The sequence below is a fragment of the Nocardioides aestuarii genome, from assembly GCF_039527245.1.
GTDB lineage: Bacteria > Actinomycetota > Actinomycetes > Propionibacteriales > Nocardioidaceae > Nocardioides > Nocardioides aestuarii.
Window position 1 is genome coordinate 582827 of the sequence record NZ_BAAAJT010000002.1, and the last position, 21985, is coordinate 604811.

20 protein-coding genes are annotated in these 21985 nt (G+C 73.4%); 3 read left to right on the forward strand and 17 right to left on the reverse strand.

Going from position 1 to position 21985, the window contains the following annotated elements; all coding sequences use genetic code 11:
* Positions 1-106 precede the first annotated feature (106 nt).
* Positions 107-1018, forward strand: a complete 912-nt coding sequence (locus ABD091_RS02945) for an ABC transporter ATP-binding protein (RefSeq protein WP_343915644.1) — start codon at positions 107-109, stop codon at positions 1016-1018.
* Positions 1015-1824 (forward strand): ABC-2 transporter permease, encoded by an 810-nt coding sequence (locus ABD091_RS02950; RefSeq protein ID WP_343915645.1) that lies wholly within the window; start codon positions 1015-1017, stop codon positions 1822-1824. The genes ABD091_RS02945 and ABD091_RS02950 overlap by 4 nt, the downstream gene beginning before the upstream one ends.
* Before the next feature lie 57 nt (positions 1825-1881).
* Here ABD091_RS02950 and ABD091_RS02955 read toward each other — a convergent pair whose 3' ends face one another.
* The 14 genes from ABD091_RS02955 to ABD091_RS03020 all read right to left on the reverse strand — a co-directional run bounded on the left by ABD091_RS02955 (position 1882) and on the right by ABD091_RS03020 (position 17508).
* The gene (locus ABD091_RS02955; protein ID WP_343915646.1) at positions 1882-4317 is read right to left on the reverse strand and encodes a CHAT domain-containing protein; all 2436 of its coding nucleotides are present in this window, start codon (positions 4315-4317) and stop codon (positions 1882-1884) included.
* The gene (locus tag ABD091_RS02960) at positions 4318-6033 is read right to left on the reverse strand and encodes a S8 family peptidase (protein WP_343915647.1); all 1716 of its coding nucleotides are present in this window, start codon (positions 6031-6033) and stop codon (positions 4318-4320) included. It abuts the gene before it with no gap.
* 10 nt (positions 6034-6043) lie between these two features.
* Positions 6044-6523 carry a hypothetical protein gene (locus ABD091_RS02965; protein WP_343915648.1) on the reverse strand — a complete coding sequence of 160 codons (480 nt, stop codon included), beginning with the start codon at positions 6521-6523 and terminating at the stop codon, positions 6044-6046.
* The gene (locus tag ABD091_RS02970) at positions 6520-7155 is read right to left on the reverse strand and encodes an RNA polymerase sigma factor (protein WP_343915649.1); all 636 of its coding nucleotides are present in this window, start codon (positions 7153-7155) and stop codon (positions 6520-6522) included. Before ABD091_RS02970 ends, ABD091_RS02965 begins: the two co-directional genes overlap by 4 nt.
* Before the next feature lie 240 nt (positions 7156-7395).
* The gene (locus ABD091_RS02975) at positions 7396-8187 is read right to left on the reverse strand and encodes a methyltransferase domain-containing protein (protein ID WP_343915651.1); all 792 of its coding nucleotides are present in this window, start codon (positions 8185-8187) and stop codon (positions 7396-7398) included.
* Positions 8188-8282: 95 nt separating this feature from the next.
* Entirely contained in the window at positions 8283-9311 is a 1029-nt protein-coding gene (gene ilvC / locus ABD091_RS02980; protein WP_343915652.1) for a ketol-acid reductoisomerase, read from the reverse strand.
* A 33-nt stretch (positions 9312-9344) separates the two neighbouring features.
* Positions 9345-9902, reverse strand: a complete 558-nt coding sequence (ilvN, locus tag ABD091_RS02985; RefSeq protein ID WP_343915653.1) for an acetolactate synthase small subunit — start codon at positions 9900-9902, stop codon at positions 9345-9347.
* Position 9903: 1 nt separating this feature from the next.
* Complete coding sequence (locus ABD091_RS02990; RefSeq protein ID WP_379189029.1) at positions 9904-11643, reverse strand: acetolactate synthase large subunit; 1740 nt, start codon at positions 11641-11643, stop codon at positions 9904-9906.
* Positions 11644-11899: 256 nt separating this feature from the next.
* Positions 11900-12310, reverse strand: a complete 411-nt coding sequence (locus tag ABD091_RS02995; protein ID WP_343915655.1) for a VOC family protein — start codon at positions 12308-12310, stop codon at positions 11900-11902.
* 5 nt (positions 12311-12315) lie between these two features.
* A complete protein-coding gene (locus ABD091_RS03000; RefSeq protein WP_343915657.1) occupies positions 12316-13521 on the reverse strand; it encodes an MFS transporter in 1206 nt (401 codons plus the stop codon).
* A gap of 12 nt (positions 13522-13533) precedes the next feature.
* Positions 13534-14250: a GNAT family N-acetyltransferase gene (locus tag ABD091_RS03005; RefSeq protein ID WP_343915658.1), complete on the reverse strand. Its 717-nt coding sequence runs from the start codon at positions 14248-14250 to the stop codon at positions 13534-13536.
* The gene (locus ABD091_RS03010) at positions 14247-15254 is read right to left on the reverse strand and encodes a S66 family peptidase (protein ID WP_343915659.1); all 1008 of its coding nucleotides are present in this window, start codon (positions 15252-15254) and stop codon (positions 14247-14249) included. Before ABD091_RS03010 ends, ABD091_RS03005 begins: the two co-directional genes overlap by 4 nt.
* Before the next feature lie 19 nt (positions 15255-15273).
* Positions 15274-16284 carry an outer membrane protein assembly factor BamB family protein gene (locus ABD091_RS03015; protein ID WP_343915661.1) on the reverse strand — a complete coding sequence of 337 codons (1011 nt, stop codon included), beginning with the start codon at positions 16282-16284 and terminating at the stop codon, positions 15274-15276.
* An 18-nt stretch (positions 16285-16302) separates the two neighbouring features.
* A complete protein-coding gene (locus tag ABD091_RS03020) occupies positions 16303-17508 on the reverse strand; it encodes a kynureninase (protein WP_343915662.1) in 1206 nt (401 codons plus the stop codon).
* Between the two features lie 46 nt (positions 17509-17554).
* On the opposite strand from ABD091_RS03020, the gene ABD091_RS03025 reads away from it, so the two are divergent.
* Entirely contained in the window at positions 17555-17908 is a 354-nt protein-coding gene (locus ABD091_RS03025) for a UBP-type zinc finger domain-containing protein (RefSeq protein ID WP_343915663.1), read from the forward strand.
* Positions 17909-17976: 68 nt separating this feature from the next.
* On the opposite strand, the gene ilvD is transcribed toward ABD091_RS03025, so the two are convergent.
* The 3 genes from ilvD to ABD091_RS03040 are packed head-to-tail and all read right to left on the reverse strand — an operon-like array spanning position 17977 to position 21843.
* Entirely contained in the window at positions 17977-19659 is a 1683-nt protein-coding gene (gene ilvD, locus ABD091_RS03030; RefSeq protein ID WP_343915665.1) for a dihydroxy-acid dehydratase, read from the reverse strand.
* A gap of 49 nt (positions 19660-19708) precedes the next feature.
* Positions 19709-20167, reverse strand: a complete 459-nt coding sequence (locus tag ABD091_RS03035) for an SRPBCC family protein (RefSeq protein WP_343915666.1) — start codon at positions 20165-20167, stop codon at positions 19709-19711.
* A 20-nt stretch (positions 20168-20187) separates the two neighbouring features.
* Positions 20188-21843, reverse strand: a complete 1656-nt coding sequence (locus ABD091_RS03040; RefSeq protein WP_343915667.1) for an alkaline phosphatase D family protein — start codon at positions 21841-21843, stop codon at positions 20188-20190.
* Between the last annotated feature and the right edge of the window lie 142 nt (positions 21844-21985).

Sequence of the window (21985 nt, forward strand, 5' to 3'; positions counted from 1 at the left end):
TCCCAGAGGAGGGCCTGCCGTCGGGGGACCTCGGGGTCACCTCCGGGGTCGGGTCAGGGTCGCTCCCCGATGTCAGGTGTGCCCGTGTGCCGCGAGGCTTCTCGGCATGATCACCGCTGACCACCTGACCAAGAGCTATCGCGGCGTCACCGCCGTCGACGACGTCTCCTTCACCGCCCGGCCGGGCCGCGTCACCGGCTTCCTCGGACCCAACGGGGCCGGGAAGTCGACGACGATGCGGATCCTGGTCGGCCTCACCCCGCCCACCTCCGGCTCCGCCGAGGTCCTCGGCGGCCGCTACGCCGACCTGCCCAACCCGGGCCGCGAGGTGGGCGTCCTGCTCGACGCCTCCGCGCAGCACGCCGGCCGCACCGGGCGCGAGATCCTCACCGTCGCCGCCCGCACCATGGGCCTGCGCTCCGAGCGGGTCGAGGAGATGCTCGCCCGCGTCTCGCTGACCGGCAAGGAGGCCGACCGCCGCGTCCGCGGCTACTCGCTCGGCATGCGGCAGCGGCTCGGCATCGCCACCGCACTGCTCGGCGACCCCGACGTGCTGATCCTCGACGAGCCCGCCAACGGCCTCGACCCGGCCGGCATCCGGTGGATGCGCGACCTGCTGCGCGAGTACGCCGACCAGGGCGGCACCGTGCTGCTCTCCAGCCACCTCCTCCACGAGATCGAGGTCGTCGCCGACGACCTGGTCGTGATCGGCAACGGCCGGATCGTCGCCCAGGGCACGAAGGCCGAGCTCCTCGCCGGGGCCGGCACCGTGTGCGCGGCCGCCGACACCCGCGCCCTCGCCAGCGCCCTCTCCGGAGCCGGCATCACCAGCAAGGTCTCGGGCAGCGGCGCCCTGCACGCCGACGCCGAGGCCGCGGAGGTCGGCCGTGTCGCGCACGCCGCCGGCGTTCCGCTCACCGAGCTCCGCGCCGCGGACGGGGCCGGCCTGGAGGAGATGTTCCTCCAGCTCACCGCGGAGTCCCAGCGCGACCGCATCCACGAAGGAGCAGCAGCATGAGCACCCTGACCGCCACCTCCCCGGCTCCCGTCGTACGACGGGAACGACAGGCCCACGCCCCGATCCCCGCGACCCGGGTGCTCGCCGTGGAGCTGCGCAAGATGTTCGACACCCGCTCGGGCTTCTGGCTCGTGATGAGCATCGGCATCCTCGCCCTCCTCGCCACCGGCGCGACGATCGCCTTCGCGCCCGAGGAGGCCCAGACCTACGGCAACTTCGCCGCCGCCATCGGCTTCCCGATGGCCGTGGTGCTGCCGATGGTCGCGATCCTCTCGGTCACGAGTGAGTGGAGCCAGCGCAGCGGGCTCACCACCTTCACCCTCGTCCCGAGCCGGGGCCGCGTGATCGCGGCGAAGGCCGTCGGTGCGATCGGGATCGGCGTGGTGTCGATGCTCCTCGCCCTCGGCATCGGCGCGCTCGGCAACATCGTCGGCACCGCCATCAGCGGCGCCCCGACGACGTGGGACGTCTCCGTCGCGGAGTTCTCCAGCATCGTGCTCGCCACCGTGCTGGGCATGGTCGTCGGCTTCACCCTCGGGGTCGTGCTGCGCAGCTCGGCCGCGGCGATCGTCGGCTACTTCGTCTACTCCCTGCTGCTGCCGACCGCCTTCGGGATGCTCGCGGCCTTCCAGGACTGGTTCCGCGACCTGCAGCCGTGGGTCGACTTCCAGTACAACCAGACGATGCTCTACGACCGGGTCCCCGACGCGGAGAACTGGGCCCAGCTGGGCGTCTCCGCCCTCCCCTGGCTGGCCCTCCCCCTCGCGGTCGGCCTGGTGATGCTCCACCGCTCCGAGGTGAAGTAGGCCTCTGACGTCATACGGTCCGGTCGCCATGGCGACCGGACCGTATGACGCTGCGCATCACCAGCCGGCGCCGAAGCAGGTGAGGGGAAGGCCGTCGGCGGGCGCGAGGTCGGCGAGGACGTCGGCGGGTGCCCGACCCGCGGCGAGACCCGCGTGGAGGCCTGGCAGGACGGTGGCCGCGAGGTCGTCGGAGAGCGCCGCCTGGGAGGCGACCACGCAGCGGACGCCGGCGTGGAGCCAGGCGGCGGTCATGCCGACCAGCTCCTCCGAAGCGCGGACGGTCGAGCGCCCGAGCTCGCAGGCCGAGAGCACCACCAGCGACGGCAACCGGGGCAGCAGCTCGACGTCGTAGCCGAACCAGGGTCCGTCGACCAGCTCGAGACCCGAGAAGAGCGGCTGCTCGTCGGCGTGGTGGCCGTGGGCCGCGACGTGGAGGAGGTCGACGTCGGACGTCAGGGACGAGACCGCGGCGGCCGTCGCCGTAGGCCCTCCCAGCACCCTCGCGCGGCCGACCCACGCGGCGGCGCAGGCGGTGGCCTCCTCCTCCGCCCGGGGTACGCCGGGGCCCGCGACGAGGCCGACCCGGGCGACCGCGTCCGGCGGCGCCGCCGCGGCCCACATCGAGGCGGAGCGGGCGACCGTGACCGGCCGGCCGACGAGGGCCGGCAGCATCGACCACGGGACGGCGGCCAGCCGACCGCAGGGCACGACCACGAGCCGTCCCTCCCCCAGGTCGCCGGCGACGGGTCGGAGCAGGTGCTCCTGCAGGGCCGCGAGCCGGGCCGTGAGCCCGGCGCGGACGCCCGCAGCGAGTGCGTCGGGGAGCCCGGTGGTGGCCGCCAGGTCCAGGTCCGCCGCGAGGCCCGGCAGCGCCGCGTCGACCGCCGCGACCGGGCCCACCCGGCGGAGGACCACCCGGTCCGGTCCGACCACCAGCGCGTGCAGCACCCGGTCGGCGAGCAGGTAGCTCACGAGCGTGGCGTCGCCCAGTGCTTCCCTCACACGGTCGAGCGGCAGCGGCTCGAGGACCGTGCCCGCACCCGGGCGGTACCAGGAGTCCTCGCGCACCCGGTCGCGCAGCCGGGCGGCGTCGTCCGTCGCGTCAGCCGGGAGGGTGCGCAACGCGGCGATCCGCGCGGCGGCGTCCGGGTCCGCCGGCAGCCTGACCGGAGGCACCCGCGCCACCAGGGCGCGCGCCCGCTCCGACCACTCGTGCACGACGTCGGGTCGCCCGTCGGCCACGGCCTGCCGCAGCCCGACCCTGGCCAGCGCTTGACCGTGCCCGACCAGGGAGGACTGGAGGTCGAGGCTGCCGTAGGACGACTGCCAGGCGTGCAGGTCGGCCAGCCCGTCGCGCACGAGGCCGAAGGACGCAGCGCGGCGGCCGGCACGCCAGGCCGCACGCGCCCGGACCTCCTGCCGGAGCAGCCGGACGCCCACGGGTTCCTCACCGCGGCGCGGCGCGCGGGGCGCGGGCACGGGGACGGCTCCGGTCACCTGCTCGGACGCCAGCGCGAGGTGGAGCAGCACCTCGGTGCGCTCGGGCATCTCCCGTGCGGCCAGGCGATCGGCGAGGTCCTTCCCCGCGACGAGGGTCCGCTCCCACCAGGAGGTCGCCCGGAGCGGTCGACCGACGTGGCGGCGTACGTCGGCGCAGAGAGCGAGCGCCTCGGCCCGCAGCGCCCAGGTGGTGCTGCCGCGCGCCTCGAAGACCCGGGCGGCCCGGCGTGCGTCGGCCCGGGCGGCGTTCGGGTCGACCAGCAGCAGCGCCCGGGCCCGCACGACGAGCGCCTCGCCCTGGAACTGGCGCAGGCGCCGGCTCGCGTAGGTGCGCACGGCGCGGTCGAGCGCGTCCGCAGCGGCCCGCGGCATCCCGGCGGCGATCATCACCTCCGCCCGGTCGACCTCGACGACGGCCTCCGAGACCGGGGACAACGGGGCCAGGACCGGGGCCGCCTCGTCCATCAGGCGCAGGGCGCCCACCAGCTCGCCCCGCATCAGCTCGACGTAGCCCAGGTTGTGGGTCGCCATCGCCCGGTCGACCGCGTCCTGGGTCCGGGTCCGGGCATCCTCGAAGTCGGCGGCGGCCCGGTCGGCGTCACGCCGCTGGAGGTGGATGTTGCCGCGGTTGAGGTGAAGCCGGCCCCGGAGGTCGGGCTGGTCGGCGACCAGCGGCAGCGCCGTGGCCATCTCCGCGAGCGCGGCCTCGACCTCGCCGCGCCGCATCAGCAGCAGCCCGAGCTGGGAGTGGACGGTGCCGAGCACGGTGGCGTCGAGGCCCTTGAGCTTGAGTGCCTCGCGGCACAGCGCGATGCCGTCGTCGGGTGAACCCCGCTCGGCCGTCGCGTGGGCGAGCGACTGGAGCGCCGTTGCCCGTTGACGATCGTCCGCGGCCCGCTCGACCGCGCGCGTCAGCAACGAGACGGCCTCGGCGTGCCGCCCCGCCGTGCTCGCGGCGCGACCGCGACGGCTCAGCTCCTCGGCGTCCAGCACTCAGGCCCCCGGCGCCCCCGGTGGCATCGCCTGCGTGCGCGCGTCCCGGAGCAGGTCGACCAGGCTCGAGCGACCGGACGGGCCGGGCTCCGGCAGCCGGTCGACCAGCTGCTGGGCGATGCGTCCGGCCTGCACCGGACCGGCGAACGACGTCCCGCTCCAGGTGGCGAAGCCACCCACGCGGTAGTCCTCGCCCCGCCGGCCGTAGTTGTCCGGGTCGATCGCCTCTCGGTCCCAGCCGTAAGCCGTGGTCCGGGCGCTCGGTTCGAGCCCGCCCTGGAACGGCGGCATCGTGCTGACCACCGCCGCGCCGGGGGCGTAGCAGGTCACCCAGTCGCCGGTGTTGCTGAAGAGCGCGACGGAGTCGAGGTTGGGGTTGAGGGCTCCTACGGAGGTGACCGGCACGCGTGCGGGGTCATCGAGGACCGGGCCGGTGGCGCCGTTGGTCCACGGGGCGAAGGCCGCCGGGAACTGCGGGCGTGCGATCCCGTCGTTGCCGGCGGAGGCCACCACGGCGCAGCCGTTCTCGCCGAGGATGCGCAGCAGGTCGAGCATCGTGGAGTCGAAGAGGGCATCGTCGTCGGGCGTCTCGTGGTAGTAGCCCATCGAGAGGTTGAGCACGTCGAGCCGCAGCCCACCCTCCTCGCCCGCACCGTCACGGCGGACGAGCTCGGCGATGCCGGTGAGCGCGAGCACCAGGTCACTCTCCACGATCGGCCCCTCCGAGGGCACGATCCGCCAGGTGTAGAGGTCGGCGTCGGGACAGGCCTGGTGGATGAGTCCGGCGATGAAGGTGCCGTGTCCCGACAGGGCGTCGAGGACGCCGTCGAGCGGCCCGACCCAGTCGCCGCCGATCTCGGGCCGCGGCGGGTCCACGACGGACGCGTGGCCGATCGTGTCGTCGTCCAGCGGCACGTCGCGGGTGACGACGGCGTCGAGCCAGGGGTGGCTCCCGCAGCCGGTGTCGAGGATCCCGACGGCCGGCCGTCGGCCCTTCACCTCGCTGTCCTCGCGCCGGGCCGGCGCGCTGCCGGTCCACGCCACCGGCGTACGACCACCGTCGACGCTCGTGTAACCCGCCACCGGGTTCGAGGAGTGGAAGGGGTTCGACGAGTGGAACGGGTTGGAGGAGTGGAACGGGGATGCGGACAGCCCGACCATCCCGGTCAGCAGGTGGTCGAGGGCCACGCCGGCGAGCGTCTGGTTGCCGCGGAGCAGCCGGGCCTGCTGGAGCAGTCGCCACGCATCGGGGGTGAGCAGCAGCGGCGCCTCCTGCTTGGGCACGAGGGGCTGGTCGCGCTCGGCCGGCCCCTGGCCTTCCGTGGTCCGGACGACGATCTCGTAGCGGGTGAGCCCCACGACCTGTCCGTCGCGGGACGTCTGGCGCAGCGGGTAGCCGCCGTCGAAGACAAGCGTCCAGCCGAAGCTGCGCGCCACCTCCCGGTCGAGCCACTCGACCAGCGGGAGCTCGGTCCCATCGTCGGTACGTACGACGCGTTGCGCGGCCTCGACGTTGACCAGCAGCCGGTTGGCGACGTAGACGGTGGGGCGAGGGTCGACAGGGCCGTTGCCCTCGCCGCGGTCGGGAAGGCTGACCGCCGACTCGGGGTCGAGGGCGCGGCCGCCGGTGCCTCGTAGGGCGTCGGGCGGGGGCAGCAGCGGCTCACGCTCGACGACGAGCTCGTGCCGGTCCCGCGCGGGGTCGATCGGACGCATGGAGCCTCCCTCAGAGGTCGAACGGGCTGGTGCCCAGGAGTCGTACATCGGTCCCCGTGGCCGTGACCACCAGCCGGGTGGCCCCGCGGGCGAGGTCGGGGAACTCGAAGCGGCCGGGAGCGGCGACGACGGCGGGCGTGTGCCGCCGGCCCTGCACCGCGGTGACCGACCAGCCCTCCTCGGGCGTCAGCCAGGCGTCGACGCGGCAGCGGCCGGCATCGACCGGGGTCACGCGGAGCAGGAGCTGGAGCTCGTCGGCCGCGAACTGCAGGGTCACCGGGCCCGCGCCGGCGCGGGTGCCGGCCAGCTCGGTGCTGCGGTCGAGGAGGACGAGCAGCTCGAGCTCCAGGTCGAGGTCGTCGGCCTCGAGGGCGGCGTGGACGGACTGCAGGGCCCGCTCCGCGAGCCCGTCGGGCGCGGGGTCGTGGAGCTCGAAGGCGGCCGCCAGCTCGTCGAGCAGGGGGTCGCGCTCGGGGACGTCGGCGCTCATCGCTCGCTCCTCTCGTCCAGCAGTGCGCGCAGCTTGCGCAGGCACCGCATCCGGGTCGGGCCGATGCTGCCGACCGGCATCCCGAGGTCGGCGGCGATGCCGGCGTAGTCGGGTCGGTCGGCGAAGGCGACGATGCGCAGCAGGGTCTGGCAGCGCTGGTCGAGGGCCCGCACGGCTCCCCAGAGCCGGTCGTCCTCGTCGTGCGCCACGGCCTCGCTCTCCGCGGACGCCTGCGGCGGGGCCACCCGGTCGAGGACGTCGTCCTCGGTCAGTGACGCCCGGCCACCGGCCCGCGAGACCCGCCACGCCTCGCGACGGGCCGTCGTCGTGAGCCAACCCCCGACGGCCTGCGGGTCGCGCAGCCGGTCACCGGAGCGGACGAAGGCCGCCCAGGTGGTCTGGACGACGTCCTCCGCCTCCTGCTCCGACAGCGAGCAGGCCCGTCCGACGTGCCAGAGCACGGGGGTCATCAGCCGCACGAGGCCGTCGAGCGCAACGTCGTCGCCGTCGAGCCAGCGGCGGCACAGCGCAGCCGCCTGGTCCCACGTCGCGCGCGACGAAGGCGCCCCCGTCGTCGGCGGCGCTGCAGCAGGCTCATGAACGGCCATGCGGTCCTCGAGTACCACGGTCATGCGGGGAGGAGGCAGCAGCCCACAGCCCTGATACCTCCCCGACGGCACCCGGTGTGCCGCCGCCCCGCCGGTCACTCTAGTGATTTCTCGCGGCGGGAGGTATCAGCCCGCGTCCCGGACCGCTCCTGACCCACGAGCCGCCCGGGCCGAGGGATCTCCCGGGCCGGCCGCGCCCACCGGGGGGAGGGCGCGCCACGCGGCACGGGTGGGGGTCCGTGCCGCAGGGCCCGGGTCGACCGGTCACCGGTCGACCCGGGCCAGCACCTCTCCGTGGTGGAGCGAGATCCAGCCGTCCGGGTCGGCGGCCCACGCCCGCCACCCGTCGGCGATCTGCTCCAGCTCCGCAGCGGTCGCCATCCGCTGGTCCAGCAGCTGGTCGGACAGGGCCGAGGTCAGGATCCGGTCGGCCCACATGCCACCCCACCACTCCCGGTCCCCCGGCGTCGCGAAGCACCACGTCGACGACGACGGGGTGACGTCGTCGAGCCCTGCGGCGTGCGCCCACGCCAGCAACCGGCGGCCGGCCTGGGGCTCACCGCCGTTGGCACGGGCCGCGGCGTCGTAGAGCGCGAGCCAGCGGTCGAGGACGGGCAGGTCGGGGTGCCAGGCGAAGGACTGGTAGTCGCTGTCGCGGGCGGCGACCACCCGTCGCGAGACCCGGGCCATCTCCCGCAGCGCGCCGACCGGGTCGGCGACGTGCTGGAGGACCTGGTGGGCGTGGACGACGTCGAACCCGTCGTCCTGGAGGTCGAGCGCGTGGACGTCGCCGACGACCGTGGTCGCGTTGGTGACGCCCCGCCGGTCGAGCTCGGCCGCGGTCAGCGCGGCCGCCTCCTCGGTCGCCTCGAGGGCGACCACCTCCCCCACCAGCCCCGCGAGGTCGGCGGTGATGGTGCCCGGTCCGGACCCGACGTCGAGCAGCCGGTCGCCGGGGCGCAGGTGGGGCAGCAGGTAGCCGCACGAGTCCTCCGCCGTACGCCGCCGGTGGGAGCGCAGCACGCTCTCCGCGTGCCCGTGGGTGTAGCGCGCCATGGTGGAACCTCTCGGAAATCGGATAGTCCCCAACGAAACCGTTCCGAACGGACGGCGTCCTCGACGGTTTCGTTAGGGACTATCGGTGCGAAGTGTCAGCGGGTGGCGGTGCCCTCGACGTAGTCGGAGTCGTGGGACTTCACCCACGCCATGAGCTTGCGGAGCTCGCGGCCGGTCTTCTCGATCGGGTGCTGCTCGCCCTTCGCGCGGAGCTCGGCGAACTCCGTGCCGCCGTTGTCCTGGTCGGCGATGAAGCGGTTGGCGAAGGTGCCGTCCTTGATCTCGGCGAGGATCGTCTGCATGTTGGCCTTCACGTCGGGCGTGATGACCCGCGGGCCGGAGACGTAGTCGCCGTACTCGGCGGTGTCGGAGACGGACCAGCGCTGCTTGGCGATGCCGCCTTCATACATCAGGTCGACGATCAGCTTGAGCTCGTGGAGGCACTCGAAGTAGGCCACCTCGGGCTGGTAGCCGGCCTCGATGAGGGTCTCGAAGCCGTACATCACCAGCTGGGAGGCGCCGCCGCAGAGGACGGCCTGCTCACCGAAGAGGTCGGTCTCGGTCTCCTCGGCGAAGGTGGTCTTGATGCCGCCGGCGCGCAGGCCGCCGATCGCCTTCGCGTAGGACAGCGCGACGTCCCAGGCCTTGCCCGACTCGTCCTTCTCGACGGCGACGAGCACGGGCACGCCGCGACCGTCGACGTACTCACGACGCACGAGGTGACCGGGACCCTTGGGGGCGACCATGAAGACGTCGACGCCCTCGGGCGGCTCGATGAAGCCGAAGCGGATGTTGAAGCCGTGACCGAAGACCAGGGTGTCGCCGGGGGCGAGGTGGGGCTCGATCTCGTCGCGGTAGAGGTTCCGCTGGACCTGGTCGGGCGCGAGGATCACGACGAGGTCGGCCTCCTCGACGGCCTCGGCCGGGGTCACCACCCGCAGCCCCTCGGCCTCCGCCTTGGCGCGCGACCGGCTGCCCTCCTGGAGGCCGACGCGGACGTCGACACCGGAGTCGCGCAGCGAGAGGGCGTGGGCGTGGCCCTGGCTGCCGTAGCCGATCACGGCGACGTTCTTGCCCTGGATCAGGGCGAGGTCGGCGTCGTCGTCGTAGAACATCTCAGCCACTGGTGGCTCTCCTTCTTCGGGTTCTGTTGGGTGTCACGCCCCGGCGCGCTGCGGAGCAGCGGCCGGCGGGGCGGGGATCGGGACCGGGCGCAGGCTGCGCTCGGAGATGGACCGGGAGCCGCGACCGATCGCGACCATCCCGGACTGGACGAGCTCGCGGATCCCGAAGGGCTCCACGACCTTGAGGAAGTCGGCCAGCTTGTCGGTGTTGCCGATGATCTCGACGGTCACCGAGTCGGGGGCGACGTCGACGACGCGGGCCTTGAAGAGCTGGACGGCGTCGAGCACCTGTCCGCGGGTCGTGGCGTCGGCCCGGAGCTTGACCAGCAGCAGCTCGCGGTTGACCGAGGCGGCGGTGTCGAGCTCGACGACCTTGATCACCTCGACCAGCTTGTTGAGCTGCTTCGTGACCTGCTCGAGCGGGGACTCCTCGACGTTGACCACGATCGTCATCCGCGAGACCTCGGGGTGCTCCGTCGGCCCGACCGCGAGGGAGTGGATGTTGAAGCCGCGGCGGCTGAACAGGCCGGCGATCCGGGCCAGGACGCCGGGCTTGTTCTCCACCAGGACGGACAGGGTGTGCGTGGTCATCTCAGACGTCGTCCTCGTCGAAGTCGGGGGCCAGGTCGCGGGCGTACTTGATGTCGTCGTTGCTCGCACCCGCGGCGACCATCGGCCACACCATGGCGTCGCGGTGGACGCGGAAGTCGACCACGACCGGGACGTCGTCGATCTCCATCGCCTTCTGGATCGTCGCGTCGACGTCGCCCGGTGTCTCGCACGCGAGCCCGACGCAGCCGTAGGCCTCGGCGAGCTTGACGAAGTCGGGGATCCGCTTGCTGTGCAGGTCGGTGTTGGAGTAGCGCTCGCTGTAGAACAGCGTCTGCCACTGGCGCACCATCCCGAGCGACTCGTTGTTGATCACCGCGACCTTGATCGGGATGTCGTTGATCGCGCAGGTCGCGAGCTCCTGGTTGGTCATCTGGAAGCAACCGTCGCCGTCGACCGCCCACACCGTGGTGTCGGGCAGGCCGGCCTTGGCGCCCATGGCCGCCGGCACGGCGTAGCCCATGGTGCCGAGCCCGCCCGAGTTGATCCAGGTGTTCGGCTTCTCGTAGCCGATGAACTGGGCGGCCCACATCTGGTGCTGTCCGACACCCGCGGCATAGACCGCGTCCGGGCCGGCGATCGCCCCGAGTCGCTCGATGACGTACTGCGGGGCGAGCGACCCGTCGGCGGGCTGGTCGTAGCCGAGGGCGTACTTCCTCTTCACCCCGGCGAGGAACTCGACCCACGCCTCGTAGTCGCCGGTGTGACCGGCGTCGGACTCGGTCTGCAGCGCGACGAGGAGGTCGGAGATGACCTCCTTCGCGTCGCCCACGATCGGGACGTCGGCGTGGCGGTTCTTGCCGATCTCGGCGGGGTCGATGTCGGCGTGGACGACGAGGGCGCCGGGGGCGAACGTGTCGAGGTTTCCGGTCACGCGGTCGTCGAACCGGGCACCGAGGCTGACGATCAGGTCGCTCTTCTGGAGCGCCGCGACCGCGGCGACGGTGCCGTGCATGCCGGGCATGCCGAGGTGCTGCGGGTGGCTGTCGGGGAAGGCACCGCGGGCCATGAGGGTGGTGACGACCGGGATGCCGGTCAGCTCGGCGAGCCGCGCGAGCTCGGCGCTCGCACCGGCGCGGATGACGCCGCCGCCGACGTAGAGGACCGGACGCCGGGCCTCGAGCAGCAGCCGTGTCGCCTCGCGGATCTGCTTGGAGTGGGGCCGGGTCACGGGCCGGTAGCCCGGGAGCAGCAGCTCGGAGGGCCACGCGAAGGTGGTGGTCGCCTGGAGGGCGGACTTGGCGACGTCGACGAGGACCGGGCCGGGGCGGCCGGTGCTCGCGATGTGGAAGGCCTCGGCCACGGTGCGCGGGATGTCGGCGGGGTCGGTGACCAGGAAGTTGTGCTTGGTCACCGGCATCGTGATGCCGCGGATGTCGGCTTCCTGGAAGGCGTCGGTGCCGATCGCGTTGGCGGCGACCTGCCCGGTCACGGCCACCATCGGCACCGAGTCCATGTGGGCGTCGGCGAGCGGCGTCACCAGGTTGGTCGCGCCGGGCCCGCTGGTGGCCATGCAGACCCCGACCCGACCGGTCGCGGCGGCGTAGCCCTGGGCGGCGTGGCCGGCTCCCTGCTCGTGGCGGACCAGGATGTGGCGGATCGAGCTGTCCATCAGCGGGTCGTACGCCGGGAGGATGGCGCCGCCGGGGATGCCGAAGATCGTCTCGGTCCCGGCCGCTTCCAGAGACCTGATCAGGCTCTGGGCGCCTGTCATCTCGCTCATCGGGTGGTGTGTCCTTCGTGTCGGTCTGGTCCCGCCTCGCCCCGGGGTGGAGCCCCACAAAAAAACCCCTCGGTTGCGGAGGCAACGAGGGGTGGACGCGGCGGCTGGTCAGCTCATGGACTGGTCAGTCGGCGCGTCCGGTGCGTACAAGAAGCAGCTCGTGCATGCCGTCACAGTACGCCCCGGCTCGTCGGGCCGTCAGCCCACCCTGCCAACCGTCCCAGATGATGGGACGCGAATCCCAGCAAATGGATGGTCAGAGGACGGTCCGGCCGATCGGGCCGGGGTTGAAGGCGACCTCCCAGCGGAAGCCGTCGGGGTCGGCGAAGTAGCCGGTGTAGCCGCCCCACTCGCGCTGCTCGCCGGCCGACACCTCGGTGGCACCGGCCGCCCGGGCGTCGGCGAGGACCGCGTCCACCTCGTCCGGGGTCGCAAGGTTGTGGGCGAGCGTGATCGGGACGAGGCCGCTCCCCCGCCGGACCGGGCCGACCTCCTGCTCGAAGCCCGACTCGGCCCACAGCGAGAGGACGACCTTGTCGGCCACGCGGAACATGATCACGTCGTCGGCCTCGAGCTCGGGCTCCCAGCCCAGTCCGTCGACGTAGAAGCGCCGGGTGGCGCCGAGGTCGGCCACGGCCAGGGTGATGAACGAGACGCGCTGTTCCATGCGCTTCACCCTGCCACGGGTCGGTGCAGCGTCTCGGGGGCGGTGAGCCACGGGAGCGCGGCCACGAGGGCCACGGCCCCGGTCAGCGCGAAGGCCCACCCGAAGCCGGCGGCGTCGGCGACCAGCCCGACGAGGACGGGCCCGAGGATCGCACCGGCGTCCTGGGCCATCTGGAAGCCGCTGAGGACCGTGCCACCGCTGCGCTGGTTGCCGATGACGTCGGCCACGGCGGCCTGCTGACCGGGGTTGACCAGGCCCGCCCCGACGCCCGAGACGACCGACAGCACCAGCAGCACGGCCAGCGAGCCGCTCTGGCCCAGCAGGCCGAGGCCGACCGCCGTCACGACGAGCCCGCCGAGCACGAGCGGGCGCCGACCGACCGTGTCGGACACCCGGCCGGCGACCTGCAGGGTGAGCGCCGTGCCGAGCGCCGCGAGGGCGAGGGCGACGCCGGCCACCCAGGTGTCGTCGTGGAGGGCCACGGCCAGCTGCGGCAGCACGGCGACCCGGACCCCGAAGTTGCACCAGCCGTTGGCGAAGGCCGAGGCCAGGCTGGCGCGGTAGGTCCGGTCGCCGAGCGCCTCCCGGAACCGCATCGGGGGTTGCGCCGGTCCGGTCCCTGCGGGGCGCAGCCGGGCACCGGTCAGCCGCAGCCCGACCACCGTCGCGGCGACGACCAGCGCGGCGGCGTACACGATGAAGGGCAGGCGGAGGCCGAAGCCGGCGAGCAGGCCGCCGAGGACCGGGCCGAGCATGCCGCCGACGAGGAAGGCGCTGGCGTAGGCCGAGGACACCCGGCCGCGGATCTCCGGCGGCGCGAGCCGGACCAGCAGCGCCATCGCCGAGACCGTGAACATGGTCGAGCCGATGCCGCCGAGGCCGCGGACGACGAGGAGCTGGGTGTAGGACTGCGCGAACGCCGTCGCCAGCGACGACGCGGCGACGATCAGCAGGCCGGTCAGGTAGACCGGTCGCTCCCCCAGCCGGGTCGCGAGCCACCCGCCGGCGGGCGCGAAGACGAGTCGGAAGAAGGCGAAGGCGGAGACCACCATCGAGGCCGCCGCGACGCCGACGTCGAAGCTGCGGGCGTAGGCGGGGAGGACGGGCGAGACGAGGCCGTAGCCGATCGCGATGACGAACGCCGACGCGACCAGGACGAGGATCTCGCCGGGGATCGGCGGCCGCTGGGGGTCACGGGTCCGGCGGCGCACCCGCCCAGCCTCTCAGGGTCGCGGTAGCGCTGAGGCGGTCAGGTCGGAGAGCCGGCTGCGCTGACGGCCGTCGTCGTCGAGGTTCGCCGGGTCGAGCCACGCGTCGTACGCCGGGCGCAGCGCGCGCCAGTCGTCGTCGGTCATCGCGAACCAGTCGGTGTCGCGCGAGCGGCCCTGGTAGACGACGGCCTTGCGGAAGCGCCCCTCGTAGGTGAACCCGAGCCGTCGTGCGGCGGCCGCGGACGGCGCGTTGAGGCTGTCCAGCTTCCACTCGAGACGGCGGTAGCCGAGGTCGTCGAAGAGGTGGGCCGCCAGCAGGACGATCGACTCGGTCGCGGCCGGGGTGCGCTGGAGCGAGCGACCGAACAGGATCGCGCCGACCTCGGCACTGCCCTGGGCCGCGTCGACCCGCAGCAGGCTCGCGAGCCCGGCAGCGCGTCCGGAGCCGCGCGGGACCAGCGCGAACGTCCACCAGCCCGGCTGGGCCGCCCACTGCCGGCAGCGCGCCCGCATCGCGGACTCGTCACCGGGCGCGTCGTCGGGCCGGTAGGTCCACAGCGACGCGTCGTCGGGTCCGCACAGCGCGGCGTGGAGGTCGACGGCGTGGCGCTCGGCCACCGGCTCGACCACCACGTGCCGACCGGTGAGGGTGACCGGTGACGGCTCCTCCCGGGCCGTCCAGTCGAGCGCGTCGCCGATCGGCTGGCCGTGCTCGTTGGTCCGGGTCACGACCACTCCTGGGTGATCTCCTGGTGCTGCCCGTCGACGACGACGCGCGCGGTCGCGCCGTTGACCAGCGGCAGGTGGGGCGGGACGTGGCCGATCTCGAGGTCGAGGACGATCGGCAGGTCGAGCATCCCGAGTGCGTCCACGACGGCGTCGCGCTGGGTGAAGCCGTCGACGTCAGCGGCGCTCGTGCGTCCGACGAGGATCCCCACGGCGTGGTCGAACCAGCCGGCGAGCCGCAGCCCGTGGAGGTGCCGGCAGATCGTGGGGGCGTCGTCCTCGGCCGCCTCGACGTAGACCAGGAGCGGACCGTGCTCCTCGCCGAAGGCCCGCACGTCGCCGTAGGGCGTGCCGGCCAGCGGGCCGAGCGTCTCGACGCACCCGCCGACGAGGCGGCCGGTCAGGTCGACGCCACCGCCGCCGACCACCGACCACCGACCGTGCCCTGCCGGCTGCCACGTCGTCGCCTCGGTGTCCTCCTCGAACCGCCACCAGCTCGACACCACTCCGGAGGAGCGCTGGGTCACCGGACCCGTCGCCGTGGCCAGGTCGAGCCAGTGCGCCAGGCCCGGCGGCACGGCGTACGGCGTGTCCGCGAGGTTGTCGCCGTGGATGGTGGCGAGGCCGCTGCGCAGCAGGAGCGGCAGCATCCACGTCGAGGAGTCGGAGTAGCCCACGACCCAGGTCGGCTCGGCCGCCGCGATCGCGTCGTGGTCGAGGAGGTCGACCAGGTCGATGGCGGTGACGCCGCCCCACGGCGGGACGACCGCCCGGATCGCGGGGTCGGTGAGCATCGCGGTGAGCTCGGCGGCGCGCTGCTCGCGCGGGGCGCTGACGTGGCCGCTGCCGTCCATGCAGTCGCCCACCACGACCTCGTAGCCGCGCTCCCGCAGCCACGACACGCAGAACTCGATCCGCCGTGCTCCGGCTCCCTCGACCCCGGCCGAGGGGGAGGTGACGCCGATCGTGTCGCCCGGTCGGAGGGGCGCGGGGAAGCGGAGCTCCATGTCACCAGCCTGCCGCACCTCAGCGCGGCAACGGCAGCGGGACCCGGTGGACGACGACGTGGTCGTGGTTCGTGATCAGCACCGCATCCCCCGTCGCGGCGACGCTGCCGCTACCGGGAGGCAGCTCGAGCACGTGAGTCACCTCGCCGCTGCGCGTGAGTCGCAGCACCGAGTCGTCGGTGCGCAGCCAGACCGCACCCGCGCCGGTGGTCAGGTCGCCCCCGCGGATCGGGTAGGAGTAGGCCGCGAGCACCTCCGGCTCGCCGGTCCGGGCGTCGATGCGGGTCACCGACCCGTCGCCCTGGTCCATCACCCACACCGCGCCGAGGCCCACGTCGAGGAATCGCGGACCCGGTCCGCTCTCGATGGTGCTCCACTCACCCGTCGCGAGGTCGTAGCGCTCGACGGTGTCCCGACCCGTCGGCACCCACAGTGCGCCGTACCCGGCGCGGACCGCGACGGCCGACCGGGGCGCCGGGATCCGGTCGCTCACCCGGCCGTCGGACACGACCACGATCGTGGGGCCGCGGCTCGCGACCAGCACGTAGGCGACGTCGCCGACCGCGCCCAGGCCGCCTTCGCCGATCGGCCGGCCCGGCAGCCGCACGCGTGAGAGCACTTCCCCGGTGGTGGCGTCGGCCTCGACCAGCTCCGGCGTGGAGGTCGGCAGCCAGACTCTCCCGCCGCTCTGCTCGAGCGCCTGCTCCACGGCGCCGTCCAGGCGGATGCGCGCGGTGACCCGACCTGTGCGGCCGTCGTACCGGACCGCCCCCGGGTCGACGCCGGAGACCCACATCCCGTCACCGGCGGCGACAGCGAAGTCGGCGAAAGGCTCGGCGTCGATGTCCGTGCCGTCGACGCGACGCAGCGAGAGCGGGTCCGGCAGCTCCACGGCCGGCGGGGCGGACGCGGTCGGGGTCCCACCCGTCGTCGCGCTCGGGGACGGACCGGCCGCCGGGGATCCTCCCTCCCCCGTGCAGCCGACCGTGAGCAGGGCCGTCGCGACGAGCGCGACCCCTGGGGCGCGCATGCTCCATGGTGCGCCCGGTCAGCCCAGCTGCGCCAGCACCTCGCGCACGGCGACCAGACCACGCTCGACCTCGGCGTACGACGTGGAGAGGGGCGAGAGGCCGATCCGCAGCCCGCCGGGGTCGCGGTAGTCGGGGATGACGTCGCGCTGCCAGAGCCGCTCGGTCACGGCCTTCATCGACGGGTGCCGCAGGGTGACGTGGCCTCCGCGGAGCGCGGGGTCGCGAGGGCTGGCGACCTCGACGCCGAGCTGGGCGAGGAGCTCGTCGGCGAGCTGGACCGCGTGCTCGGTCAGGCCGACCGACTTCTCCCGCACCGCCTCGATGCCGACCTCCTCGACCAGCTCGAGCATGTCCCGGACGGGGCCGAGCGCGAGCACCGGCGGGGTCCCGGACTGGAACCGGCGGACCCCGTCGGCCGGGGTGTAGGTCGGGCCCATGAGGAACGGGTCGGCGCCGCCGATCCACCCCTGGACGGGCTGGGTGAGGGTCGTGAGGTGGCGCTGCGCGGCGTAGAGGAAGGCCGGCGCGCCGGGCCCACCGTTGAGGTACTTGTAGCTGCAGCCGACCGCGAGGTCGGCCTGCCAGGCGTCGAGCTCGACGACGACCGAGCCGGCCGAGTGGGAGAGGTCCCACAGCACGAGGGCCCCGGCGTCGTGGGCGAGAGCGGTGATCGTCGGGGCGTCGGCGATCCACGCGGAGCGGTAGGCGACGTGGCTGAGCACCACCAGCGCGGTCTGCTCGCCGACCACGGTGGCGACCTGCTCGGGCCGGACGCCCTCGGCGGGGTCGACGTCGATCCAGCGCAGGGTCAGCCCGCACTCCTCGGCGACCCCGGCCGCGACGTAACGGTCGGTCGGGAAGTTGTCGCGGTCGAGCACGATCTCGGTGCGCCCGGGACGCGCGGCGACGGCCGCGCGCATCGCCTTGTAGAGCAGCACGGTCGTCGAGTCGCCGAAGGTGACCTGTCCGGGGCCGGCGCCGAGGGCCACGCGCCCGAGGGTGTCGCCGAGCGTGAGCGGGAGGTCGAACCAGCCCTCGTCCCAGCCGCGGATCAGCCGCCCGCCCCACGTCCCGGTGACGAACTCGGCGAGCCGCTCGGCGGTGACCTTCAGCGGCCGACCGAGGCTGTTGCCGTCGAAGTAGACGAGGTCGGTCTCCGCCCCCACGAACCGGTCGCGGTGGTGGGCGAGGGGGTCAGCGGCGTCGAGGTCGGCGGCGGTCACGGGCGCCACTCTGGCAGACGACCACCGGTGCGCCACACTGCCTCACATGGCAACCTCCAGAGACCAGGTCGACCCGGCTGTGCCTCCCAGCGGCACGGGGTGCTTCGAGTGCGAGGAGGCGGGCGGCTGGTGGGTGCACCTGCGGCGCTGCGCCCTCTGCGGCCACGTCGGCTGCTGCGACACCTCCCCCGGCCAGCACGCCACCGCCCACTTCCAGGGCACCGGCCACGCGGTGGTGCAGAGCTTCGAGCCGGGCGAGGACTGGGCGTGGGACTACGAGCGCTCGGTCGGCGTCATCGTCCCGACGCTGGCTCCGCCCACGTCGCGCCCCGTCGGCCAGTCCGTCCCCGGCCCCGTCGGCCGCGTGCCCGCCGACTGGCAGGACCACCTGCACGAGTGAGGTAGTCCGGTTGATCTGTGTCGGTTCCGAGCCCGAGAAGGACACAAATCAACCGGACTACCGCCTCCTCAGCCGCAGACGGCGCCGTGCGCGGCGGACTGCACGACCTTGGCGTACTTGCCGAGGACGCCGCGGGTGTACTTCGGGGGCAGCGGCTCCCAGCCCTCCTTGCGGGCCTCGAGCTCGGCCTCGTCGACGAGGACGTCGAGGGTACGGCCGGCGACGTCGAGCCGGATCGGGTCGCCGTCGCGGACGAACGCGATCGGTCCGCCGTCGACCGCCTCCGGGGCGACGTGGCCCACGCAGAGGCCGGTCGTCCCGCCCGAGAAGCGGCCGTCGGTCAGCAGCAGCACGTCCTTGCCGAGCCCCGCGCCCTTGATCGCGCCGGTGATGGCGAGCATCTCCCGCATGCCGGGACCGCCCTTGGGTCCCTCGTAGCGGATCACCACGACGTCGCCGGCACCGATCTGGCCGGCGGCCAGAGCGTCCATGGCCTTGCGCTCACCGTCGAAGACGCGGGCGGTGCCCTCGAAGACCGACTCGTCGAAGCCGGCCGACTTCACGACCGCACCCTCCGGGGCGAGCGAGCCCTTGAGGATCGTCAGTCCGCCGGTGGCGTGGATCGGCTCGGTGAACTTCCGGATCACGTCGCCGTCGAGCGGCGGCGGCGCGATGTCGTCGAGGTTCTCGCGCATCGTCTTGCCGGTCACCGTGAGCGTGTCGCCGTGGAGGAGGCCCTCCTCCAACAGCGCCCGCATGACGACGGGGATGCCGCCGACCTTGTCGACGTCGTACATCACATACTTGCCGAAAGGCTTGAGGTCGCCGAGGTGGGGCACCTTGTCGCCGACCCGGTTGAAGTCGTCGATCGTCAGCGGGACCTCGGCCTCCCGCGCCATCGCCAGCAGGTGGAGGACGGCGTTGGTCGAGCCGCCGAGCGCCATCACGACCGTGATCGCGTTCTCGAACGCCTCGCGGGTCATGATCTGGCGGGCCGTGATGCCCTTGCGGAGCAGGTTGACCACCGCCTCGCCCGACCGGTGGGCGAACCCGTCGCGGCGGCGGTCGACGGCCGGCGGGGCGGCGCTGCCGGGCAGCGACATCCCGATCGCCTCGGCGACCGCGGCCATCGTGTTGGCGGTGTACATGCCGCCGCAGGCACCCTCGCCCGGGCAGATCGCGCGCTCGACGCGGTCGACCTCCTCGCGCGTGATCTTGCCGGCGAGGCAGGCGCCGACGGCCTCGAAGGCGTCGATGATCGTGACGTCCTCGCCGTCGACCTGGCCGGGCATGATCGAGCCGGCGTAGAGGAAGACCGAGCTGAGGTCGAGTCGCGCAGCGGCCATCATCATCCCGGGCAGCGACTTGTCGCAGCCGGCGAGCAGGACCGAGCCGTCGAGGCGCTCGGCCATCATCACGGTCTCGACCGAGTCGGCGATGACCTCGCGGCTGACGAGCGAGAAGTGCATGCCCTCGTGGCCCATCGAGATGCCGTCGGAGACCGAGATGGTGCCGAACTCGAGCGGGTAGCCGCCGGCCGCGTGCACACCGTTCTTGACCGCCTTCGCGAGCCGGTCGAGCGAGAGGTTGCAGGGAGTGATCTCGTTCCACGACGACGCCACGCCGATCTGGGGCTTCTCCCAGTCGTCGTCACCCATGCCTACTGCCCGGAGCATCCCCCGCGCCGCGGCCCTCTCGAGGCCGTCGGTGACGTCGCGCGAACGGGGCTTCAGGTCGGGCACCTCAGACATGGGGCCGAGCCTATGCCCCGCCCCTCCCGGCGTACGCCGCGTCTCGCCGTCAGGCGGTGCGTTCGGCCTCGGCCTTGAGCGAGGCCAGCCCCTTCTCGAAGTCGGCGCCGATGGCCTTGTCGAAGAACAGCTTCCCCATCAGGGACATGACCGCACTGCGCTCGCCGGTCATCGTCCAGGTCACGCGGGTGCCGGAGTCGAGCGGCGCGAGGTCGAAGCGGGTCACGTTGGTCGCCTTGAACGGCTTGAGGAACCGCAGGTCGACCTCGACGTGGGTCGGGGTCGAGGAGGTGATCTCCATCGTCCCCTCCCCCGCCTTCTTGTTGCCGGCCCAGGCGTAGTGGGAGCCGACCCCCTTCTCGGGCCCGGTGAACGTACGCCGCAGCTCGGGGTCGAGCCCCTCCCACGGCGACCACCGCTGCCACTCGTGGAAGTCGTCGACGAGCGCATGGACGCGCTCGGGCGGAGCGTCGACCGTCGTCGCACGGGACATCGAGAAGTCGGCCATGGCCGACAATCTAGACCCGCTCAGCCCTGCTCGTCGCCGGTCTCCTCGCGGAGGGTGTCCGCGATGATCCGCGCGTCGGACGGGGCCTGGCGGCGCACCGCCATAAGCGGGTCGGAGGACGTCTGCTGCATCCCTCGCGCCCCGTCCTCGAGGACGTACTGCGCGCGGGTGAAGACGGGCGCTCCGGTCGAGGTCACGTAGTTCACGCAGCGGTAGTCGACGGTCATCTCCGACGGGGTGATGGTGGTCGAGACGTAGCCGCGCAGGTTGGTCCAGAACCGCAGGTTCGGGTTCCACGCCGCCCACGGGTGCTGCCCGTCCGCCTGGTCGTAGCCGTCGCCGCCGCTGGTGATCGAGGAGGTGACGAACTCCGAGGCGACGATGCCCGAGTCGGGGTCGTCCTGGTCACGGAAGACTTCGGAGGCCCAGTGGGCGTGGACGTCCCCGGTGAGGACGACCGGGTTGCGCACCCCGTGCTCGACCATGCCGCCGACGACCCGGTCGCGCGACGCGGCGTAGCCGTCCCACGCGTCCATCGACACCACGGTCGCGGCCGGGTCGGGGTTGTTGTCGCGGCGGCCGAAGAAGACCTGCTGGCCGAGCAGGTCCCAGGTCGCGGTCGAGTCACGGAAGCCGTCGAGCAGCCACTGCTCCTGCTGCCAGCCGGGCAGGCTGCGGCCCGGCGCGGCGGCGTCGGGGCAGTTCTTGTAGCCGTCGCCGCAGGCCTGGTCGTCGCGGTACTGCCGGGTGTCGAGCATGTGGAAGGTCGCCAGGCTCCCCCACGGCACGCGCCGGTAGAGCTGGAGGTCGGGCCCGCTCGGCACGGAGGCACGTCGCAACGGCATGTTCTCGTAGTAGGCCCGGTAGGCCGCTGCGCGCCGCGCCGGGAAGCCCGCCTGCTCCGCCGGCTTCTCACTCACCTCGTCGGCGTAGTTGTTGTCGACCTCGTGGTCGTCCCACACCGCCAGCCACGGCGCGGCCGCGTGGGCCGCCTGGAGGTCCGGGTCGGTGCGGTACTGCGCGTGGCGGCGCCGGTAGTCGGCGAGGGTGACCGTCTCACCACCCACGTGGGCACGGTCGAAGCTGTTGCCGGGCCCCTCGTACTGGTAGTCGCCGAGGTGGAGGATCACGTCGGGACGCTCGTCGGCGAGGTGGCGGTAGGCGGTGAACCAGCCGGCCTGCCAGTTCGCGCAGGACACGAACGCCATGGCGAGCGACGTCACCGCGGCGCCGTACGCCGGCGTCGTGAGCGCGCGGCCCGCCGGCGACCTCCAGCCGCCCTGGCGGAAGCGGTAGAAGTACTCGCGTCCCGGCTCGAGGCCGGTCACCTCGACGTGCACCGAGTGGCCCCACGCCGGCACGGCCCGCGACGAGCCGGCCCGCACGACGTCGGTGAACGCCTCGTCGGTCGCGACCTGCCAGCCGACCTGGACGTCCTTGGCCGGCATCCCACCCCGGCCGTCCTCGGCCAGCGGGTCGGGCGCGAGCCGGGTCCAGATCACGAAGCCGTCAGGGGCGGGGTCGCCGCTGGCGACCCCGATCGTGAACGGGTCCCGGCGCAGCGGGGTCGCTGCGGCCGAGGGGCGCGCGTCGACCAGCACGCTGGCCGGCAGGAACGCGGTGAGGGCGGCGGAGCCGCGGAGCAGGGTACGGCGGTCGGTCCCGAGAGAGGTCATGGCGCCACACCAGCCGACCGTGGCGTCGGCCGGGTGACAGGAAGGTGAAGTCTCCGCGCGACCGGAGGTCTCGACAACCGCTCGCTGGCGCTCGCTGCTCGACCACCTGGCTGGGGAGGTGGTCGAGCCGACCGAGCCGCGC

Bases quoted from the DNA above. Each gene is read 5' to 3' on its own strand.
- ilvD (WP_343915665.1), bottom strand. From the start codon at position 19,659: ATGTCTGAGGTGCCCGACCTGAAGCCCCGTTCGCGCGACGTCACCGAC.
- ABD091_RS02975 (WP_343915651.1), bottom strand. From the start codon at position 8,187: ATGGCGCGCTACACCCACGGGCACGCGGAGAGCGTGCTGCGCTCCCAC.
- ABD091_RS02995 (WP_343915655.1), bottom strand. From the start codon at position 12,310: ATGGAACAGCGCGTCTCGTTCATCACCCTGGCCGTGGCCGACCTCGGC.
- ABD091_RS03025 (WP_343915663.1), top strand. From the start codon at position 17,555: ATGGCAACCTCCAGAGACCAGGTCGACCCGGCTGTGCCTCCCAGCGGC.
- ilvN (WP_343915653.1), bottom strand. From the start codon at position 9,902: ATGACCACGCACACCCTGTCCGTCCTGGTGGAGAACAAGCCCGGCGTC.
- ABD091_RS02950 (WP_343915645.1), top strand. From the start codon at position 1,015: ATGAGCACCCTGACCGCCACCTCCCCGGCTCCCGTCGTACGACGGGAA.
- ABD091_RS02945 (WP_343915644.1), top strand. From the start codon at position 107: ATGATCACCGCTGACCACCTGACCAAGAGCTATCGCGGCGTCACCGCC.
- ABD091_RS03035 (WP_343915666.1), bottom strand. From the start codon at position 20,167: ATGGCCGACTTCTCGATGTCCCGTGCGACGACGGTCGACGCTCCGCCC.
- ABD091_RS02970 (WP_343915649.1), bottom strand. From the start codon at position 7,155: ATGACCGTGGTACTCGAGGACCGCATGGCCGTTCATGAGCCTGCTGCA.
- ABD091_RS02965 (WP_343915648.1), bottom strand. From the start codon at position 6,523: ATGAGCGCCGACGTCCCCGAGCGCGACCCCCTGCTCGACGAGCTGGCG.
- ABD091_RS03040 (WP_343915667.1), bottom strand. From the start codon at position 21,843: ATGACCTCTCTCGGGACCGACCGCCGTACCCTGCTCCGCGGCTCCGCC.
- ABD091_RS02960 (WP_343915647.1), bottom strand. From the start codon at position 6,033: ATGCGTCCGATCGACCCCGCGCGGGACCGGCACGAGCTCGTCGTCGAG.
- ABD091_RS03015 (WP_343915661.1), bottom strand. From the start codon at position 16,284: ATGCGCGCCCCAGGGGTCGCGCTCGTCGCGACGGCCCTGCTCACGGTC.
- ABD091_RS02990 (WP_379189029.1), bottom strand. From the start codon at position 11,643: ATGAGCGAGATGACAGGCGCCCAGAGCCTGATCAGGTCTCTGGAAGCG.
- ABD091_RS03010 (WP_343915659.1), bottom strand. From the start codon at position 15,254: ATGGAGCTCCGCTTCCCCGCGCCCCTCCGACCGGGCGACACGATCGGC.